Source organism: Pseudomonas sp. H2_D02, from assembly GCF_054677635.1.
Genome location: NZ_CP162816.1, coordinates 4,323,769 through 4,342,130 on the forward strand (window position 1 = coordinate 4,323,769; position 18,362 = coordinate 4,342,130).

General features: G+C 62.3%; 13 protein-coding genes and 2 pseudogenes. 10 read left to right on the forward strand and 5 right to left on the reverse strand.

Annotation, left to right across the window (positions count from 1 at the left end):
- Positions 1-242 precede the first annotated feature (242 nt).
- From AB4N42_RS19735 to AB4N42_RS19760, 6 genes and pseudogenes are all read left to right on the forward strand, one after another.
- Positions 243-1,268, forward strand: coding sequence for an ABC transporter substrate-binding protein (locus tag AB4N42_RS19735; RefSeq protein ID WP_030142568.1), 1,026 nt, complete (start codon positions 243-245; stop codon positions 1,266-1,268).
- On the forward strand, positions 1,265-2,200 hold the full coding sequence (locus tag AB4N42_RS19740; protein WP_033864684.1) for an ABC transporter permease: 936 nt from the start codon (positions 1,265-1,267) through the stop codon (positions 2,198-2,200). The genes AB4N42_RS19735 and AB4N42_RS19740 overlap by 4 nt, the downstream gene beginning before the upstream one ends.
- Positions 2,201-2,206: 6 nt before the next feature.
- Positions 2,207-3,017 (forward strand): annotated as a pseudogene (locus AB4N42_RS19745) (ABC transporter permease).
- 17 nt (positions 3,018-3,034) lie between these two features.
- Entirely contained in the window at positions 3,035-4,186 is a 1,152-nt protein-coding gene (locus tag AB4N42_RS19750; RefSeq protein WP_460115195.1) for an ABC transporter ATP-binding protein, read from the forward strand.
- A 42-nt stretch (positions 4,187-4,228) separates the two neighbouring features.
- On the forward strand, positions 4,229-4,714 hold the full coding sequence (locus tag AB4N42_RS19755) for a flavin reductase family protein (RefSeq protein WP_030142572.1): 486 nt from the start codon (positions 4,229-4,231) through the stop codon (positions 4,712-4,714).
- 34 nt (positions 4,715-4,748) lie between these two features.
- Positions 4,749-5,793: pseudogene (locus AB4N42_RS19760) on the forward strand (LLM class flavin-dependent oxidoreductase).
- 230 nt (positions 5,794-6,023) lie between these two features.
- Here the strand turns inward: AB4N42_RS19760 and AB4N42_RS19765 are convergent.
- On the reverse strand, positions 6,024-8,057 hold the full coding sequence (locus AB4N42_RS19765; protein ID WP_460115196.1) for a TonB-dependent siderophore receptor: 2,034 nt from the start codon (positions 8,055-8,057) through the stop codon (positions 6,024-6,026).
- Between the two features lie 366 nt (positions 8,058-8,423).
- Between AB4N42_RS19765 and AB4N42_RS19770 the strand changes: the two genes are divergently transcribed.
- Entirely contained in the window at positions 8,424-10,220 is a 1,797-nt protein-coding gene (locus AB4N42_RS19770) for a methyl-accepting chemotaxis protein (protein ID WP_030142575.1), read from the forward strand.
- A 307-nt stretch (positions 10,221-10,527) separates the two neighbouring features.
- On the opposite strand, the gene AB4N42_RS19775 is transcribed toward AB4N42_RS19770, so the two are convergent.
- Positions 10,528-10,725 carry a YbdD/YjiX family protein gene (locus tag AB4N42_RS19775; RefSeq protein WP_003182142.1) on the reverse strand — a complete coding sequence of 66 codons (198 nt, stop codon included), beginning with the start codon at positions 10,723-10,725 and terminating at the stop codon, positions 10,528-10,530.
- Positions 10,726-10,740: 15 nt separating this feature from the next.
- Positions 10,741-12,801, reverse strand: coding sequence for a carbon starvation CstA family protein (locus AB4N42_RS19780; RefSeq protein WP_460115197.1), 2,061 nt, complete (start codon positions 12,799-12,801; stop codon positions 10,741-10,743).
- Positions 12,802-13,259: 458 nt separating this feature from the next.
- On the opposite strand from AB4N42_RS19780, the gene AB4N42_RS19785 reads away from it, so the two are divergent.
- Both AB4N42_RS19785 and AB4N42_RS19790 read left to right on the forward strand, forming a co-directional pair.
- On the forward strand, positions 13,260-14,621 hold the full coding sequence (locus AB4N42_RS19785) for a cache domain-containing protein (RefSeq protein WP_217861783.1): 1,362 nt from the start codon (positions 13,260-13,262) through the stop codon (positions 14,619-14,621).
- A 31-nt stretch (positions 14,622-14,652) separates the two neighbouring features.
- On the forward strand, positions 14,653-15,285 hold the full coding sequence (locus tag AB4N42_RS19790) for a response regulator (protein WP_217861782.1): 633 nt from the start codon (positions 14,653-14,655) through the stop codon (positions 15,283-15,285).
- 105 nt (positions 15,286-15,390) lie between these two features.
- Here the strand turns inward: AB4N42_RS19790 and AB4N42_RS19795 are convergent, their stop codons facing one another.
- The gene (locus AB4N42_RS19795) at positions 15,391-16,257 is read right to left on the reverse strand and encodes an SDR family oxidoreductase (RefSeq protein WP_460115198.1); all 867 of its coding nucleotides are present in this window, start codon (positions 16,255-16,257) and stop codon (positions 15,391-15,393) included.
- 56 nt (positions 16,258-16,313) lie between these two features.
- Positions 16,314-17,543, reverse strand: coding sequence for an arabinose transporter (locus AB4N42_RS19800; protein WP_460115199.1), 1,230 nt, complete (start codon positions 17,541-17,543; stop codon positions 16,314-16,316).
- Positions 17,544-17,687: 144 nt separating this feature from the next.
- Here AB4N42_RS19800 and AB4N42_RS19805 point away from each other — a divergent pair, with 144 nt between their 5' ends.
- Positions 17,688-18,335: a TetR family transcriptional regulator gene (locus tag AB4N42_RS19805; protein ID WP_030142581.1), complete on the forward strand. Its 648-nt coding sequence runs from the start codon at positions 17,688-17,690 to the stop codon at positions 18,333-18,335.
- Positions 18,336-18,362 lie beyond the last annotated feature (27 nt).

An 18,362-nucleotide genomic window follows, 5' to 3' on the forward strand; every position in this document is an offset into this window, starting at 1 on the left:
CGCAATCGCGAGCAAGCTCGCTCCCACAGGGGTTCATGAACATAGAAAAAATCCGCTCCAGACAGATAGCCGGTACGGCAAAATGCTTGCAGAAAGTTTGGAATACCATAATATGATATTCCATAGACCGAACGCTCCAGCCATCCCATGGCACGGTCATTGGCAAGACCGATTGACCCCAAGCTCCCGATAGGTGGGCGAACAGAAGCCCACTCAATAAACACAACAATGAGGGCGTGAAAATGGTGTTGAAGAAAAGTGCAGCCGCAATTCTTTTTGCCGGCCTGCTGAGTGTCACCAGCCAGGCGACGATGGCCGCTGAAAGCGTCAACTTCGTCAGTTGGGGTGGCAGCACCCAGGACGCGCAGAAACAGGCCTGGGCCGATCCGTTCAGCAAGGCCAGCGGCATCACCGTGGTCCAGGACGGCCCGACCGACTACGGCAAGCTCAAGGCCATGGTCGAAAGTGGCAACGTGCAGTGGGACGTGGTCGACGTCGAAGCCGACTTCGCCCTGCGCGCCGCCGCCGAAGGCCTGCTCGAACCCCTCGACTTCTCGGTCGTGCAGCGCGACAAGATCGACCCGCGCTTCGTCTCCGACCACGGCGTCGGCTCCTTCTACTTCTCGTTCGTGCTCGGCTACAACGAAGGCAAGCTCGGTTCGGGCAAGCCCCAGGACTGGTCCGCGCTGTTCGACACCAAGACCTACCCCGGCAAGCGCGCCCTCTACAAATGGCCAAGCCCTGGCGTGCTGGAACTGGCCCTGTTGGCCGACGGCGTGACCCAGGACAAGCTCTATCCGCTGGACCTGGACCGCGCCTTCAAGAAGCTCGACACCATCAAGAAAGACATCGTCTGGTGGGGCGGCGGCGCCCAGTCCCAGCAGTTGCTCGCGTCCGGCGAAGCCAGCATCGGCCAGTTCTGGAACGGTCGTATCTACGCCCTGCAACAAGACGGCGCGCCGGTTGGCGTAAGCTGGAAACAGAACCTGGTCATGGCCGACATCCTGGTCATTCCAAAAGGCTCGAAAAACAAGGCTGCCGCCATGAAGTTCCTGGCCAACGCCAGCAGCGCCAAGGGCCAGGCCGATTTCTCCAACCTGACCGCCTACGCGCCGGTCAACGTCGACAGCATCGCACGCCTGGATTCGGTGCTCGCCCCCAACTTGCCGACCGCCTACGCCAAGGATCAGATCACGCTTGATTTTGCGTACTGGGCCAAGAACGGTCAGGACATTGCGACACGGTGGAACGAATGGCTGGTCAAATGAAAATGACGGCAGCGGCAACCCCTCGCACCGGGAGCGCCACCGGCGCTGCCGGTTCGGCAAGCGCCGCGACCGTGACGTCGAAACAGACGCCCTCCCTGGCACAACGCTGGCGGGGTGCGGGCAACCTGCTCCCCGCCCTGCTGTTCCTCGGTCTGTTTTTCCTGGCGCCGCTGATCGGCCTGCTGCTGCGCGGGGTGCTGGAGCCGGTGCCGGGCCTGGGCAACTACGAGCAATTGTTCGCCAACTCGGCCTACGCCCGGGTGTTGTTCAACACCTTTTCGGTGGCCGGGCTGGTGACGCTGTTCAGCCTCTTGCTGGGCTTCCCGCTGGCCTGGGCGATCACCCTGGTGCCCCGTGGCTGGGGCCGCTGGATGCTGAACATCGTGCTGCTGTCGATGTGGACCAGCCTGCTGGCCCGCACCTACTCCTGGCTGGTGCTGCTGCAAGCCTCGGGCGTGGTGAACAAGGCGTTGATGGCGCTGGGTGTCATCGATCAGCCGCTGGAAATGGTGCACAACCTCACCGGCGTGGTGATCGGCATGAGTTACATCATGATCCCGTTCATCGTCCTGCCGTTGCAGGCGACCATGCAAGCCATCGACCCGATGATCCTGCAGGCCGGCTCCATCTGCGGCGCCAGCCCCTGGACCAACTTCTTCCGGGTGTTCCTGCCGCTGTGCCGGCCAGGGCTGTTCTCGGGCGGGCTGATGGTCTTCGTGATGTCCCTCGGTTACTACGTGACTCCGGCGCTGCTGGGCGGCGCGCAGAACATGATGCTGCCGGAATTCATCATCCAGCAGGTGCAATCGTTCCTCAATTGGGGCCTGGCCAGTGCCGGCGCAGCCTTGTTGGTGGCGATCACCCTGGTGTTGTTCTACTTCTACCTGAAGCTCCAGCCGGAATCCCCGGTCGGCGCCAGCAACGCGAGGTAAGCCGCCATGCTCCTGACTCCCAATGCCATGAGCCGGCGCATGCGGTTCGGCCTCTATTTCACCACGGGCGTGATCGCATTGTTCCTGCTGTTGCCGATCGTGTTCATCGTGCTGCTGTCGTTCGGCTCCTCCCAGTGGCTGGTGTTCCCGCCACCGGGCTGGACGTTCAAATGGTACGGCCAGTTCTTTTCCAACCCGGACTGGATGAGCGCCGCGCTGACCAGCCTCAAGGTCGCGGTGCTGACCACCGTCTGCGCTGTCGCCCTCGGCCTGCCTACTGCGTTTGCCCTGGTGCGCGGGCGTTTCCCCGGCCGGGAAATGCTCTACGGCCTGTTCACCCTGCCGATGATCGTACCGCTGGTGATCATCGCGGTGGCGGTGTACGCGCTGTTCCTCAAGCTCGGCTACACCGGGACGATGTTTGCCTTCGTGGTCAGCCATGTGATCGTCGCGCTGCCGTTCACCATTATCTCGATCATCAACTCGCTCAAGCTGTTCGACCAATCCATTGAGGACGCGGCGGTGATCTGCGGTGCTTCGCGCCTGCAAGCGGTGTTCAAGGTGACGTTCCCGGCGATTCGCCCGGGCATGGTCGCCGGGGCGCTGTTCGCGTTCCTGGTGTCGTGGGACGAGGTGGTGCTGAGCGTGATGATGGCCAGCCCGACCCTGCAAACCCTGCCCGTAAAAATGTGGACCACCCTGCGCCAGGACCTGACGCCTGTGATCGCCGTCGCTTCGACGCTGCTGATCGGCCTCTCGGTGTTGGTGATGGTGATCGCCGCCGCCCTGCGGCCGGCGCAATGAAATCAGCGCCTGAGCGCCTAGGAGAACACGATGAGTGCCGTCAAAGACCCCGCACAACAGAACAACAAGACCCTGGTCAGCCTGCGCAACCTGAACAAGCACTACGGCGACTTTGCTGCCGTGGACGATATTTCCCTGGAAATCCAGGACGGCGAGTTCCTGACCTTCCTCGGCTCCAGCGGCTCGGGCAAGAGCACCACCCTGTCGATGCTGGCCGGGTTCGAAACCCCCAGCAGCGGCGAGATCCTGGTGGACGGCAAATCCCTGGTCAACGTGCCGCCGCACAAGCGCGACATCGGCATGGTGTTCCAGCGCTATTCGCTGTTCCCACACCTGTCTGTGCGCGACAACATCGCCTTTCCCCTGGCGATCCGCAAACTGGCGGCGGCTGAACGTGATCGCCGCGTCGATGCAATGCTCAAGCTGGTTCAGTTGGAACAGTTCGCCCATCGCCGTCCGTCGCAGCTGTCTGGCGGCCAGCAGCAACGCGTGGCGATTGCCCGGGCGCTGGTCTACGAGCCACGCATCCTGTTGATGGACGAACCCCTCGGCGCCCTGGATAAAAAGCTCCGCGAAGACTTGCAAGACGAGTTGCGCCAACTGCATCGGCGCCTGGGCATCACCATCGTCTACGTCACCCATGACCAGGAAGAAGCCATGCGCCTGTCCCAGCGCATCGCGATTTTCAGCCACGGCAAGATTGTCGGCCTGGGCAGCGGCTATGACCTCTACCAGAACCCGCCAAATGCCTTTGTCGCCTCGTTCCTGGGCAACTCCAACTTCCTCAAGCTCAAGGCCCAGGGCAATGCCGCGGCGACCTTCGAAGGCCAGTCGCTGTCGATCCGCCTGACCGCCGGCCTGCAAGCCGACCAGGACGTGTTGCTGATGGTGCGCCCGGAAAAAGCCTTGGCCTTGAGCGTCGAACAAGCCAGCCAGGACACCCTGCCGGCCGGCTGGAACGAAGTCGCGGCCAAGGTCGTGGAAGTGCTGTTCCTCGGCGAAAGCCAGACCTGCAGCGTAGTGACCTCCGGCGGCACCGCGATGACCGTCAAGGCGCTGTCCGCCGCCGGCATGCCGCTCAAGGCCGGCGACCCGGTGCGCGTGCGCTGGGCCACCGCCGATGCTTGCGTCTACACCCAATGGGCCGAGAGCGACCTGAACAAGGCCGTCGGCGCTCACTGAAGAACACTGGGTCATAACCGCCTGCGGGCGAGGATTGCGAAAATGATCGATGCCAACGTTTACAAACAAGTCATGGGCTCGTTCCCGTCCGGTGTGACGGTGATCACCACCCTCGACGATGACGGACAAATCGTCGGCCTGACCGCCAGCGCCTTCAGCTCGTTGTCGATGGAACCGGCCCTGGTGCTGTTCTGCCCCAACTACAGCTCCGATTCCTACCCGGTGCTGATCAAGAACAAGCGCTTCGCCATCCACCTGCTGTCCGGCGGCCAGCAGAACGAAGCCTATGCCTTCGCCCGCAAAGGCAAGGACAAGGCCCAAGGCATCGACTGGACCCTGAGCGAACGGGGCAACCCGCTGCTGGGCAACGCCACCGCCATCATCGAATGCGAACTGTGGCGCGAATACGAAGGCGGCGACCACGCCATCATGGTCGGCGCGGTGAAGAACCTGATCGTGCCGCAACACACACCGGGCCCCCTGGTTTATTGCCACGGCAAGATGGGCGCCCTGCCCGTCCTCGCCTGAACCGATCGTCAACAAGACAAGAAGAGAAAGCGCCATGAAATTTTCTTTGTTCGTACACATGGAGCGCTGGGACGAAAGCGTCAGCCATCGCCAGTTGTTCGAAGACCTGAGCGAGCTGACCCTGATGGCCGAGGCCGGTGGTTTCAGCACCGTGTGGATCGGCGAACACCACGCCATGGAATACACCATTTCGCCAAGCCCGATGCCACTGCTGGCGTACCTGGCCGGCAAGACCACCACCATCCACCTCGGCGCCGGCACCATCATCGCGCCGTTCTGGCACCCGCTGCGGGTGGCGGGCGAATGCGCGTTGCTGGACGTGATCAGCAACGGCCGCATGGAAGTCGGCCTGGCCCGGGGCGCCTACCAGGTGGAGTTCGACCGCATGGCCGGCGGCATGCCCGCCTCCTCCGGCGGCCAGGCCTTGCGGGAAATGGTCCCGGTGGTGCGTGCGCTGTGGCAGGGTGATTACGCCCACGACGGCGAGATCTGGAAATTCCCCACCTCCACCAGCGTGCCGAAGCCAATCCGCAAGCCCCATCCACCGATGTGGATCGCCGCCCGCGATCCCGACTCCCATAACTTCGCCGTCGCCAACGGCTGCAACGTGATGGTCACGCCGTTGATGAAGGGCGACGAGGAAGTCCTCGACCTGAAGAACAAATTCCAGGCCGCCCTGGACAACAACCCTGACGTGCCGCGCCCGCAACTGATGGTACTGCGCCACACCCACGTACACGCCGTGGACGATCCCGAAGGTTGGAAAGTCGGTGCCCAGGCGATTTCCAAGTTCTACCGCACCTTCGATGCCTGGTTCGGCAACAAGCAGGTACCGGTCAACGGCTTCCTGGCGCCGAGCCCGGAAGAGAAGTTCGCCGAGCGTCCGGAATTCCAACTGGAAAACATCCGCAAGAACACCATGATCGGCACCCCTCAGCAGATCATCGAGCGGATCAAGTATTACCAGGAACTGGGCGTGGACGAGTTCAGCTTCTGGTGCGACAACAGCCTGTCCCATGCCGAGAAGAAGAAGTCCCTGGAGCTGTTTATCCAGCAGGTCGTCGCCGGCGTTTCGCTGACCCTGTGGGAACGGGCTTGCCCGCGATGGTGTCGAGTCAGTCAAATCATCGTTAACTGACACTCCGCTTTCGCGAGCAAGCTCACTCCCACAGGGGATCGGTGGCGTACCCAAATCTTGATACCCCCCCAAAATAACTGTGGGAGCGAGCTTGCTCGCGAAGGCGGCCTGAAGCCAGAAACAAAAATGCCCGGACATTGCTGTCCGGGCATTTTTATTGGAGCGCCGTGATCAGAACGTCACGCTGGCACTCAGCTTGGCGGTACGCGGCTCGCCGACGTTGACCATCAACTCGCTGCCCGTGGACGACGGGTAATACTGCTTGTCGAACAGGTTGTCGACGTTCAACTGCAACGACGTCTTGTGTCCGAACACTGGCGATTCCCAGCGCAGGAAAGCGTCGGCAACGGTGTAGCTGCTCATCCAGAAATCGTTCGCCGCGTTAGCCGCACGCTCGCCGACATAACGGGCACCGGCACCGGCGTGCCAGGCGCCGAATTCGGCCGGGACGTTCAGGTGGTGGCTCAGGTACAGGCTGGCGGTGTGCTTGGGGGCGTCGGGCAGGCGGTGACCTTCGTTCTTCGGGTCATCGAGAATTTCGGTGTGGGTGTAGGCGTAGGTGCCGATAAGGTCCCAACGCTCGGCGAGGCGACCGGTGATGTCCAACTCCAGGCCTTGGGAGCCGACTTTGCCCGCAGCCTCGGAGACATTATCAACGGTCGTGACCACGTTCTTTTTCACGATATCGAACAACGCGAGGTTGATGTTCAAGCCCGGCAGCGGATCGTACTTGGCACCGATCTCGTAGCTGCGGCCCTCCTCTGGCTGGAAGGTACGACTGTTCTTATCGACCACATCGTTAGGTTTGAATGACCGGCTGTAGTTGCCATACAGCGACAGTTCTTCCGTGGCTTTGTAGACCAGGCCGAGGAATGGGACGAAGGCGTCACCATTATCGTCGCGAACTGGCTTGGCCGGGACAAGTCCCTGCGTCGTGTATTGATCGTAATGCTGATAACGACCGCCAAACACCAGGATCCAGCGATCGTCCAGGTGCCAGTTGTCCTTCAGATACACCGAACTGGAGGTCAGCTTGTTGCTCAGGTTGCTCTGGGTTGGGCTGATGACGCTGGGCTTATCCAGGCCACCGTACACCGGAGCCGCAGGATCGAAGCCTGCTTGGTTAGCGCCACGGTAAGTCTTGCCCCGAAACTGGTCTGAAACCTGGTTGTCGACGCCCACCAACAGATCATGACGCTGGCCTAACAGTTCTTGATTGCCAATGAAGTCCCAACTGGCGTAGCGGGTTTCATCGTCATAATGCGCACCGTTGGCGGCGCGCTGCAGGACACCATTCGACAGGCGCGGCTGGGCAATCGAAAGACTGTACCGGTCATTGTTCCAACCATAAGTCACCCGCGTCTTCCACGCGTCCGTCAGCTCGTACTCGAACCGCGCAGTCGCCGTCTCACGAATACCGACGCTCTTGGCCCAAGGCTCGTCCAGGCGCTTGTCGTAATCGATATCGGCCGGATGCCCATTGGTGAACATCGTCCCCCGGTCAAACGGATTGGAATATTCGTTGTACTCATAACTCAGGTTCAACGAAGCCCGCTCACCGTTCCACGCCAGCGATGGCGCCACCAGCGTGCTCTCGTTGACGCCGTAGTTGCGCCAGTAATCTTCATGACCGCGCTCGGCGATCAGGCGATAGGCCAGGCCGGTGTCGCCCAAGGGGCCAGTGGTGTCCACGGCCATGGTGCCGCCGCCTTCGCTGTAGGCGGAACCGCTCAGCGTGGTGCTCTGGGTGTACTCGGGCTTCTTGCTGATGACGTTGACCAGTCCGCCGGGCTCCAGGGCGCCGTACAACATCGAGGCAGGGCCCTTGAGCACTTCGACCCGCTCGGTGGTGGCGCTGAAGTTGTGGCCCAGGTTGGAACGCACGCCGTCGCGCAGGATCGAGCCGTCATCGTTGGTGCCGAAGCCGCGCTTGACCAGCGAGTCCCGCGAGCCGCCCAGGGTGTTGCCCTGGCTGACACCGCTGACGAACTTCATCGCGTCTTCCAGCGAGCGCACCTGATAGTCCGCCAGGGTCTGCTGGGTCACCACGTTGATCGATTGCGCCTCTTCCTTGATCGGTACATCGCTCTTGCTCGCCGTGCTGGCTTGCGATGCCGTGTAGCCTTCGTCCTGAATGATCCGGCCGCCTTGCACATCCGTAGTGGGCAGCTCGAGAGTGTCCTGTGCCCTCAAGGGGCTTGCCATGAAACAGCAGGACAGCGCGGGTAAAACACATTTGACGAGGGCGTTGCGGTAAGCGAGAGGGGTGGAACGATTCAAGACGCTGCACTCAAGGAGGGGTTGTGAATGAGAGCGAATATACTTTGAGAATCATTCCCAGTAAATCTTTTGCATCAAATGATTATCGGCGTGATCCTTTGTGGGAGCGAGCTTGCTCGCGATGGCGGTAGATCGGTTTCATTGATGTGGAACGTGCCGCCGCTATCGCGAGCAAGCTCGCTCCCACAGGATTTATTGCCAAAGTGATATCAAATCGCCCCACTGCCCTAAAGCTTTGCCGTGAGCGGTCGAATGTATTCCATTAAGTGATTTTTTCGCAGGAGCAGCGGCATGCAGACGTTAAAGGCCTTGTACGAGTCTATCGAGATGCAGTTTTTCGATACCCTCACCAAAAAGCTTTCAAGCCTTTTCCTGTTGGTCGCCGTCAGTGGGCTGTTGTATTGGGTGGCCCTCAGCGCCCGCGCCGATATCCTCCTGCAGCTGCGCGCGGCCCAGCTGGACGCGGCGCTGCTGGCGCAAATCGAAGGCCGGCTCGACAGCCTCACCCATGCCCTGCTCTTCGGTACGGTCCTGACGCTGGGCATGATCAGTTTCATGGTCTGGTATTTCCGCCACCTCATCGTGCGCCCCGTCACCGCCATGACCAAGGCCCTGGAAGAGATCGCCAATGGCGAGGGCGACTTGTCCAAGGACCTGCCGCTGGTCACCCACGATGAAATCCGCACGCTGGCCGCGACCTGCAACCGCTTCCTGGCCAAGCAGCGCGAGATCATCAGCAACGTCCAGGCGTTGACGGTGCACATTGCCGTCGAGTCGGCCCGCTCGTTGAAGAACATCAGCGACTCCAGCGACAGCGCGACCCACCAGGCGCGTTTCGCCAAGGAAGTGATGGAGCAGAGCAATACCGCCGTGGGCCGTATCGAAGAGGTGTCGCGCCAGACCCAAGGCATCTCCGGCACCACCGCGCAGAACCTGAGCATGGCCCGCGATTCCTACGCCGAGCTGCTGGAAGTGACCGGCAACATCAGCGAGATTTCCAGCAGCCTCGGCGAGTTCGCCGGGCTGGTGGACGCCCTCAACCAGCGCTCCTCGAGCATCAAGTCGATCGTCGGCCTGATCCAGCAGATTTCCGCCCAGACCAACCTCTTGGCGCTCAACGCAGCCATCGAAGCCGCGCGTGCCGGGGAAAGTGGCCGGGGCTTTGCGGTGGTGGCCGATGAAGTGCGCACCCTGGCGCAGAACGTCAGCCGGGCCACCGACGACATCTCGCGCAACATCGACGCCATGCTCCAGGAAGTCAGCTCGACCCACGAGCAGACCACTCAGATCAGCCACAGCGCCCGGGAAACCCAGAAAGTCGTGGAGCGCGCGTCCGGTCATTTCGAAAGCATGATCGTCGACTTCGAATCCACCAACGGCAAGCTGGCCGACATTGCCGATCACATCCAGCAATTCGCCGACACCAACACCGGCATCAACGAACGCGTCACGCAGATCCACGCCGACAGCCAGTCGATCGACCAGCGCATGCAGCAATCGGCCACCGCCACCCGCGACCTGTCCGGCGTGGCCGAGAAGGTCCAGACGCTGCTGGGCCGCTTCGTGCTCGGCCACGGCAAGCTGGACGCCGCCATCACCCGCGCCAGCGAATGCCGCGACACGCTGCAGCTTCATCTGCAGGCGTTGCAGGACGAGGGCGTCAACCTGTTCGACCAGAATTACCAACTGATTCAGGGCACCGATCCCAAGCAGTACATGACCAGCTACACCGAGCGCTTTGCCCGGGTCTGTCAGGAAGAATGCGACAAGCTCACCCGCAGCACGCCGGGCGGCAAGGTCTCGTTCATTGTCGATACGAAGGGTTATTGCCCGGTCAACAACAGCTGGGTCTCCAAGCCACCGACCGGCGACCGCGCCGTCGACCTCCCGGTGTGCCGCAACAAGCGGATCTTCAACGACCCGATCGGCCTGCGCGCGGCGGGCAACGTCCAGCGCTTCCTGCTGCAGACCTACCTGCGCGACACCGGCGAAATCATGACCGAGATCGACGTGCCGTTCTTCTTCGGCGGTCGTCACTGGGGCAACCTGCGGGTAGGCTTCGATGCGGCGGTGTTGTTGGCCGATTGATCAACACCGGAATCAAGCCAGACAACGGCCCTGTGGCGACGGAGCTTGCTCCCTCACCACAAGGAATTTGTGGTGTACGCAAATCCTGAGGCCAACCCAAACCAACTGTGGGGGGAATCGGTGTGCACGCAAATCTCGAAACCACCCAAAAACAACTGTGAGAGCGGGCTTGCTCGCGATGGCGTCAGGTCAGCCGAATCATCGTTGACTGACACTCCGCTTTCGCGAGCAAGCTCGCTCCCACAGGGGAACGGTGGTGTACACAAATCTTGAGACCAGCCCAAAACAACTGTGGGATAGACTCAGTTCAACAGCACTTCGGCCCACCCTTGCCGCCGTAACGGGCCTCCTGGCGTTCGCGGAAGAACGCCTCGTAGTCCATCATCGGCTTGTCCGGGTGCTTGGTTTGCATGTGCTCGACGTAGTTGTCGTAGTCGGGCATGCCGACCATCAGGCGGGCGGCCTGACCGAGGTATTTACCGAGGCGACTCAAGTCATTGAACATCGTTGCAATCCTCGATCAAGCGTCCGGCAGGGCCTGGAATGGCGCTTCTTTGTCCGTGCGTTCTTTCGTGCCCCAGGCGGCGATGCCGACCTTGAGCGCGTAGAACAGGATGCTGAAGACCACGAACAGGAACAACACCGTCAGCGTTGCGTTGGTGTAGGCGTTGAACACCACGTGCTGCATCTGCTCGATGCTCTTGGCCGGGGCCAGGATCTGGCCGGCGGCCAGGGCATCGTTGTATTTGCGCGCCAGGGCCAGGAAGCCGATCGCCGGGTTGGCGTCGAACAGCTTGATCAGGCCCGCGGTGGTGGTGCAGATCAGCAGCCAGCTCGCCGGCAGCAGCGTGACCCAGACGTAGCGCTGGCGCTTCATCTTGATCAGCACCACGGTGGCGAGCATCAGCGCGATACCGGCCAGCATCTGGTTGGAGATGCCGAACAGCGGCCACAAGGTGTTGATGCCGCCCAGCGGGTCGATCACGCCCTGGTACAGCAAGTAGCCCCACAGCGCGACGCAGCCGGCGGTGGCGATCAGGTTGGCGGGCCAGGATTCGGTGCGCTTGAGCGAAGGCACGAACGAGCCGAGCAGGTCCTGGAGCATGAAGCGCCCGGCACGGGTGCCGGCGTCCACCGCGGTGAGGATGAACAGCGCTTCGAACAGGATCGCGAAGTGGTACCAGAACGCCATGGTGTTTTCACCCGGCAGCACCGAGTGCAGGATCTGCGCGATCCCGACCGCCAGGGTCGGCGCACCGCCGGCACGGGCCAGCACGGTGGTCTCGCCGATGTCCTTGGCCACCGCTTGCAGCGCGTCGGGGGTGATTGCGAAACCCCAGCTGCTGACGGTCTGGGCCACGGCCACCACGTCACCGCCGACGATCGCCGCCGGGCTGTTCATGGCGAAGTACACGCCCGGTTCGATCACCGAGGCAGCAACCATCGCCATGATGGCCACGAAGGATTCCATCAGCATGCCGCCGTAACCGATGTAGCGAGCGTTGGTTTCGTTATCCAGCAGCTTGGGCGTGGTGCCCGAGGAGATCAGCGCGTGGAAGCCCGAGACCGCGCCACAGGCGATGGTGATGAACAGGAACGGGAACAGGCCGCCCTTCCACACCGGCCCGGTGCCGTCGGTGAACTGGGTCAGCGCCGGCATTTTCAGCTCGGGCATGGTCACCAGGATGCCGATCGCCAGGGCGACGATGGTGCCGATCTTCAGGAAGGTCGACAGGTAGTCCCGTGGCGCGAGGATCAGCCACACCGGCAGCACCGCCGCGACAAAACCGTAGCCGATCAGCATCCAGGTGATCTGGATCCCGGTGAAGGTGAAGGCCTTGGCCCAGACCGGGTCGGCGGCGATTTGCCCGCCCAGCCAGATCGAACCCAGCAGCAACAGCACGCCGATGACCGAGATTTCACCGATGCGGCCCGGGCGGATGTAGCGCATGTAGATGCCCATGAACATCGCGATTGGGATGGTCGCCATCACCGTGAAGATCCCCCACGGGCTCTCGGCCAGGGCCTTGACCACGATCAGCGCCAGCACTGCGAGGATGATGATCATGATCAGGAAGCAGCCGAACAGCGCGATGGTGCCGGGAATGCGGCCCATTTCCTCGCGCACCATGTCGCCCAGGGAGCGCCCGTTGCGCCGGGTGGAGAGGAACAGGACCATGAAGTCCTGCACCGCACCGGCCAGCACCACGCCGGCGATCAGCCAGAGCGTGCCGGGCAGGTAGCCCATCTGCGCCGCCAGCACCGGCCCGACCAGCGGCCCCGCGCCGGCAATGGCCGCGAAGTGGTGGCCGAAAAGAATGTGTTTGTTGGTCGGGACGTAGTCCAGGCCATCGTTGTTGAGCACGGCAGGCGTGGCCCGGCGCGCATCGAGTTGCATCACGTTGTTGGCGATGAAGAGGCTGTAGTAGCGGTAGGCGACCAAGTAGATGGCGACTGCCGCGACGACGATCCAGAGGGCGTTGATCGGCTCTCCGCGGCGCAGGGCCACGACGCTCAGCGCACAGGCTCCCAGAACAGCCACGGCAAACCAGGCGAGGTGTTTAACCAGACGGGTTGTCATTGCGTGTCTCCTGCCGATATCCAGTGGATTGCGGCGATTGTTTTTATAGTGTGCCCCGGCTATTCGGAGCCGGCCCAATATCCCTGCATGCCGTCAATAAATAAATCCGTAGTACTACGTAGAACCCCGATTCCCTTGTGGGAGCGAGCCTGCTCGCGAAAGCGGAGTGTCAGTTAATGATGATCTGTCTGACCCACCGCCTTCGCGAGCAAGCTCGCTCCCACAGTTGTTTTGGGGTGGGCTCGGGATTTGCGGACTCGCTAAATCCCCCTGTGGGAGCGAGCCTGCTCGCGATGGCGGATCTTCAGCCAACACTTCATTGACTGAAACGCCGCTATCGCGAGCAAGCTCGCTCCCACAGTTTTGAGCCCCATATCCGGTAGGATTGTTGAGCGCACACAGGTTTGGCATATGATGCCCGCCATCCACCTCCCCGCCGAGTCCGGACAGGAGTACAGATGCTGCTCAAACACAAGATCGTCGCCTTGGGGATCCTGCCGTTGGTCCTGGCGATTGCTGTCATCGGCGCCTTGGTCATCTCGCTCAACCGCCAGCTGGGTGACCAGCAGGCGCAACTGATCGAAGACAGTATCCTGGCGAGCAAGCGCGCCGAGCTGAAGAACTACGTGGAAATGGCGCAAAGCCTGATCGCCCCGCTGTATGACGACGGCAAGGGCGACGCGCGGGCGCAGCAGCAAGTGCTGGAAGAGCTGCGCAAGCTCAGTTTTGGCATCAACGGTTATTTCTTCGTCTACGACCGTCAAGGCCGCAGCCTGATGCATGCCCGGCAGTCGGAACTGGTGGGGCAATACCTTTGGGACATGAAGGATCCCCACGGCCTGCCAGTCATCCAGGCGTTGATCAAGAGCGCCGAATCCGGCGAAGGCTTCCAGCGTTATGCCTGGAACAAACCCTCCTCCGGCCAGGTGACCGAAAAGTTGGCCTACGTCGTGATGCTGGATCGCTGGGGCTGGATGCTGGGCACCGGGATCTACCTGGAAGACGTCGAACGCGCCACCCAACAGGCCCGCGACGAAGTGGCCCAAGGCATCCACACCACCATGCAAGCCATCGCCGCCGTCGCCCTGATAGCGGTGCTGCTGGTGTTTGCCGGCGGCATCACTCTCAACGTCAGCGAACATCGCCTGGCTGACAAGAAACTGCAGCGCCTGAACCAGCGCATCGTCAGCCTTCAAGAGGAAGAACGCTCACGGGTGTCCCGCGAACTGCACGACGGCATCAGCCAATTGCTGGTGTCGATCAAGTTCCAGTTCGAACTCGCCAGCCATGTCATCGAGAACGGCCAGGAAAATGGCCTGGGCATCCTGAAGAACGCCACGGACCGGCTGGGCGAAGCCATCGGCGAAATCCGTAGCATCTCCCATGATCTGCGGTCCTCACTGCTCGACACCCTGGGCCTGCCCGCCGCCATCGGCCAGCTCGCGGCTGAATTCGAGCAGCGCAGCGGCCTGGAAGTGTCTTACCGAAGCAACGAATTCGACTGTCGCCTGGAAAACGGCGCACCGGTCTCGCTGTTCCGCATCGCCCAGGAAGCGCTGACCAACATCGAGCGGCATGCCGGGGCGAAACGTGTCGCCATCACCCTGTTCGGCTCGGGCCAGTCCTTGCGCCTGACCGTGGTGGATGACGGCATGGGCTTCAACGTCCCGCAGGTCGAACGTGGCCATGCCGGCATCGGCCTGCGTAATATCCGCGAACGGGTCGAGCATTTTGGCGGGCGGCTGGAGATGACATCGGTGCCGGGACGAAGCGAACTGGATATCCTGCTGCCCATGACCATGCCGGCCACGGAAAGCTGATGCGCGCCTACACCACCAAGAGCACCTGCCGATGAACCTGCCCCCCGCCATACGCGTCGCGTTGGTCGATGATCACGCCCTGGTCCGCGATGGCATCCGCGCCCTGCTGTCCGTCATGCCCCGGCTGGACGTGGTCGGCGAAGCGGAGAACGGCGTGCAGGCGATCGAAATGGTCGGGCGTTGCCAACCGGACTTGCTGCTGATGGACATCGGCCTCAAGGACATGAACGGCCTCGAGCTGACCCGGCAGTTGGGCAAGCAATACCCTGGCCTGAAGATCCTGATCCTGAGCATGTACGACAATCATGAATACGTCAGCGAATCCGTGCGCGCCGGTGCCAGCGGCTACGTCCTGAAGAACTCGCCGTCGAAGGAAATCATCGCCGCCATCGAGGCCATCATCGGCGGCGGCACTTTCTACAGCGCCGAGATTGCCCAGCGCCTGGCCACCGACCCGAGCACCGACAGCGAGCTGACGCCACGCGAGAGCCAGGTGCTGGCGAAGATGGTCCAGGGGCTCAACAACAAGGAAATGGCCCGGGAGCTGGACATCAGCGTACGCACCGTCGAGACCCACCGCCTGAGCATCCGCCGCAAGCTCAACATCGACAAGCCTGCGGCCCTGGCGAAATACGCGATCGATCACGGGATCATTCCCCGCTGATCCCCTTGTGGCGAGGGAGCTTGCTCCCGCTCGGTCGCGTAGCGACCGTAAAATATTGGAGTCGCTGCGCAACCCAGCGGGAGCAAGCTCCCTCGCCACGGTTATTCATGCAGCGTAATAGCCAGGGTTTTCAAGATCCGTCAACAACCCCGGCCCGCCCGGCATCCAATCCAACAAGCCACGGGTGTACTCGCTGGACACCGCCATGTTCGCGCTCGCCATGTGCGCGAACCAGCCGAAATGCTCGCGCTCGCGGGATTCGACCGGCACACCCAAGCCACGTCCTATTGCCTGGGCGATGTCCTTGAACGGCACCGCTTCGTCGGCCACGGCGTGGTAGACCGACTGAGTGACGCCCTGCTCCAGCGCCAGCCGATAGACCCGTGCCGCATCCAGCCGATGCACGCCCGACCAGCAATGGTTGCCGTCGCCGGGGTAAGCCGATACGCCCTTCTCCCGGGCCAGGCGAATCAGGATCGGTACGAACCCGTGGTCGCCGGCCCCATGAACCGAGGGCGCCAGCCGGACTGTTGCCACCCGCACGCCGCGCTCGGCCAGGTCCCTCGCCGTGGCTTCCGACTTGCGGGGCGAGGCCGGGCTGACCACTTCCAGCTCGCTGGCGCCCCGGGTCAATCCGAACAAGCCCGAGGTCACCAATAAAGGCCGCTCGGAGCCTTGCAACGCGCCGCCCAATGCCAGGATCGCGCGGCGGTCTTGCTCGGCATTTTCGGCAAACCGTGAAAAATCATGATTGAACGCGGTGTGAATCACCGCATCCGCCGCCGAGGCTGCGTTGTGCAGAACATCCAAGTCATCCAACGTTCCTCGAACCACCTTTGCGCCGGTGGCGGCCAGCGCGGCAGCCTTTTCCTGGCAACGGGCCAGGCCGCTGACCTGATGCCCGGCGCCGAGCAGATCTCGCACCACGGCCGATCCAACCCAGCCCGTGGCACCGGTAACGAATACATGCATGAGCAACGCTCCTGTCTGAAAAAGCGATCGAAAGTCTTCTATAACCTGAACAAGGCTCAGGATTTGTATTGAACTTGCATTTCCCGGCTTCCGAGCAGCATCAAGGCCACCCCGAACGATAAGGCGACGGCAACGGCAGCGCCCAGGTAAACCGCTTCGATGCCCCAACCACTGGCCAACACACCGGCCAGCGGGCTGGTGATACCCAGGGAAATATCCAGGAATGCAACATAGGCGCCCATGGCCAGGCCGCGTGACTGCGGCGGAGCACGCCGCACCGCTTCGACACCGAAACCGGGGAATGCCAGGGAATAACCGAAGCCGGTAAACGCCGCGCCGACATAGGCGACGAATGCCGTATCGGCGTCCCAGATCAGCAACAGCCCCACGGCCTCGATCACCACGCAGACCAGCGCGACACGGGCACCGCCGATCCTGTCCGGGAGATGCCCGAACAGCAGCCGCGCACCGATGAAGGCCAGGCCGAACGCCGTGAAGGCCAGCGACGCATTGCCCCAATCCCTGGCCGCGAACAACAGGGCAATGAACGCTGTGACAACACCGAAGCCGACGCTGCAAAACGCCAGGCCCATGCCGGGCACCCACACGGCGCCGAGCATCGTGTAGAACGGTGTCCGCCGGGTCGCCGTGGGGGCAACGGCGCGGACACTGGCGACAACCGCCAAGGCCAGCAGCGGGATGAACATCGACGCCACAACGATGCCCATGAATCCCCAGCCCGAATTGAGCGCCACGCCAAGCGGAGCGCCCAATGCATAGGCGCCATACATGGCGATGCCATTCCAGGCCATGACCTTGCCAGCGTGCTGCGGTCCCACCAGGCCGATGCCCCACCCCAACGCGCCGGTGACCACAAGGCTTTCGCCAACCGCCAGCAACACGCGGCCCACCAACAACAGCCAGACCGACAACACCGGCGTGGCCACGAATGCCAGGGACAGCAGGTACACCAGCGCGGAAACCGCCGCCGTCACCAGCCCGGCCATGACCGCGCGCTTGCCGCCGCGCATGTCGGCAAAATTGCCGGCCCAGGCCCGCGACAACAGCGCCGCGGCGAACTGCGCACCGACCACCAGGCCAATCACCAATGTGCCCATCCCCAGCGTGTCGTGCAGGTGAAGCGGCAAGACCGGCAGTTGCAGGCCAATGGTGAGAAAACCGATGAACACGGTCAACGTGAGCGATAACAACTTGAGGACCGGATTGGCCTCGACAGTTGTCTGAGGCGCCGGAGCGGCGCCGTGATGAACGGTCTCTTGAGTCATAAACCTTACCTACGGAAAGGGACGCGATGCGAAGTTGAACGCTGCTCCTGCAGCCGACTAGAATGCGATCAATTAGTCGCATTCAAGATACGAATAATCCGTCGCATTTCCTATTCGCATTCCTTTTTCCCGGTGATTGCCGTCATGTCCGAACGCCCAAGCCCGCAGATTTCCTCCCGCAAACAACCGAAACAGGCTCGGTCCACCGAGCTCGTGGCGGCGGTCCTGGAGGCAGCTGTTCAGGTTTTGGCGACGCAGGGCGCCCCACGTTTCACCGTGGCCCGTGTTGCCGAGCGGGCGGGCGTGAGCGTCGGGTCGGTGTATCAGTACTTTCCGAACAAGGCCGCGATCCTGTTCCGGCTGCAAAGCGATGAATGGCGACAGACCAGCGATATGTTGCGAGACATCCTGGAAGATCCTGCCAAGCCGCCCCTGGAGCGGCTGCGAACCCTTGTGCAAGCCTTCATCCAATCCGAGTGCGACGAAGCCCAGATCCGCGTCGCACTCAACGACGCCGCGCCGCTTTATCGGGATGCGCCTGAGCACCAGGCGGCGCGCAGTTCGGTGCAGGCATCGGTGGACGCGTTCATGCAGCAGGTGCTGCCGGATGCCGGCGTGCAGACCCGCGCCCTGGCCGGGGAGCTGATCATCGCGACCCTCAGCTCCGTGGGGAAACGGTTTTCGGCAACGCCCCGCACGCGGCAAGAAGTCCAGGCGTATGCCGCTGCCATGGCCGATATGTTCTGCGCCTACCTGGAAAACCTGCGGGCGCTCGATACCCCCTCAGGCTGATCATTCGCCTCGGCGTTCCGGTGACAG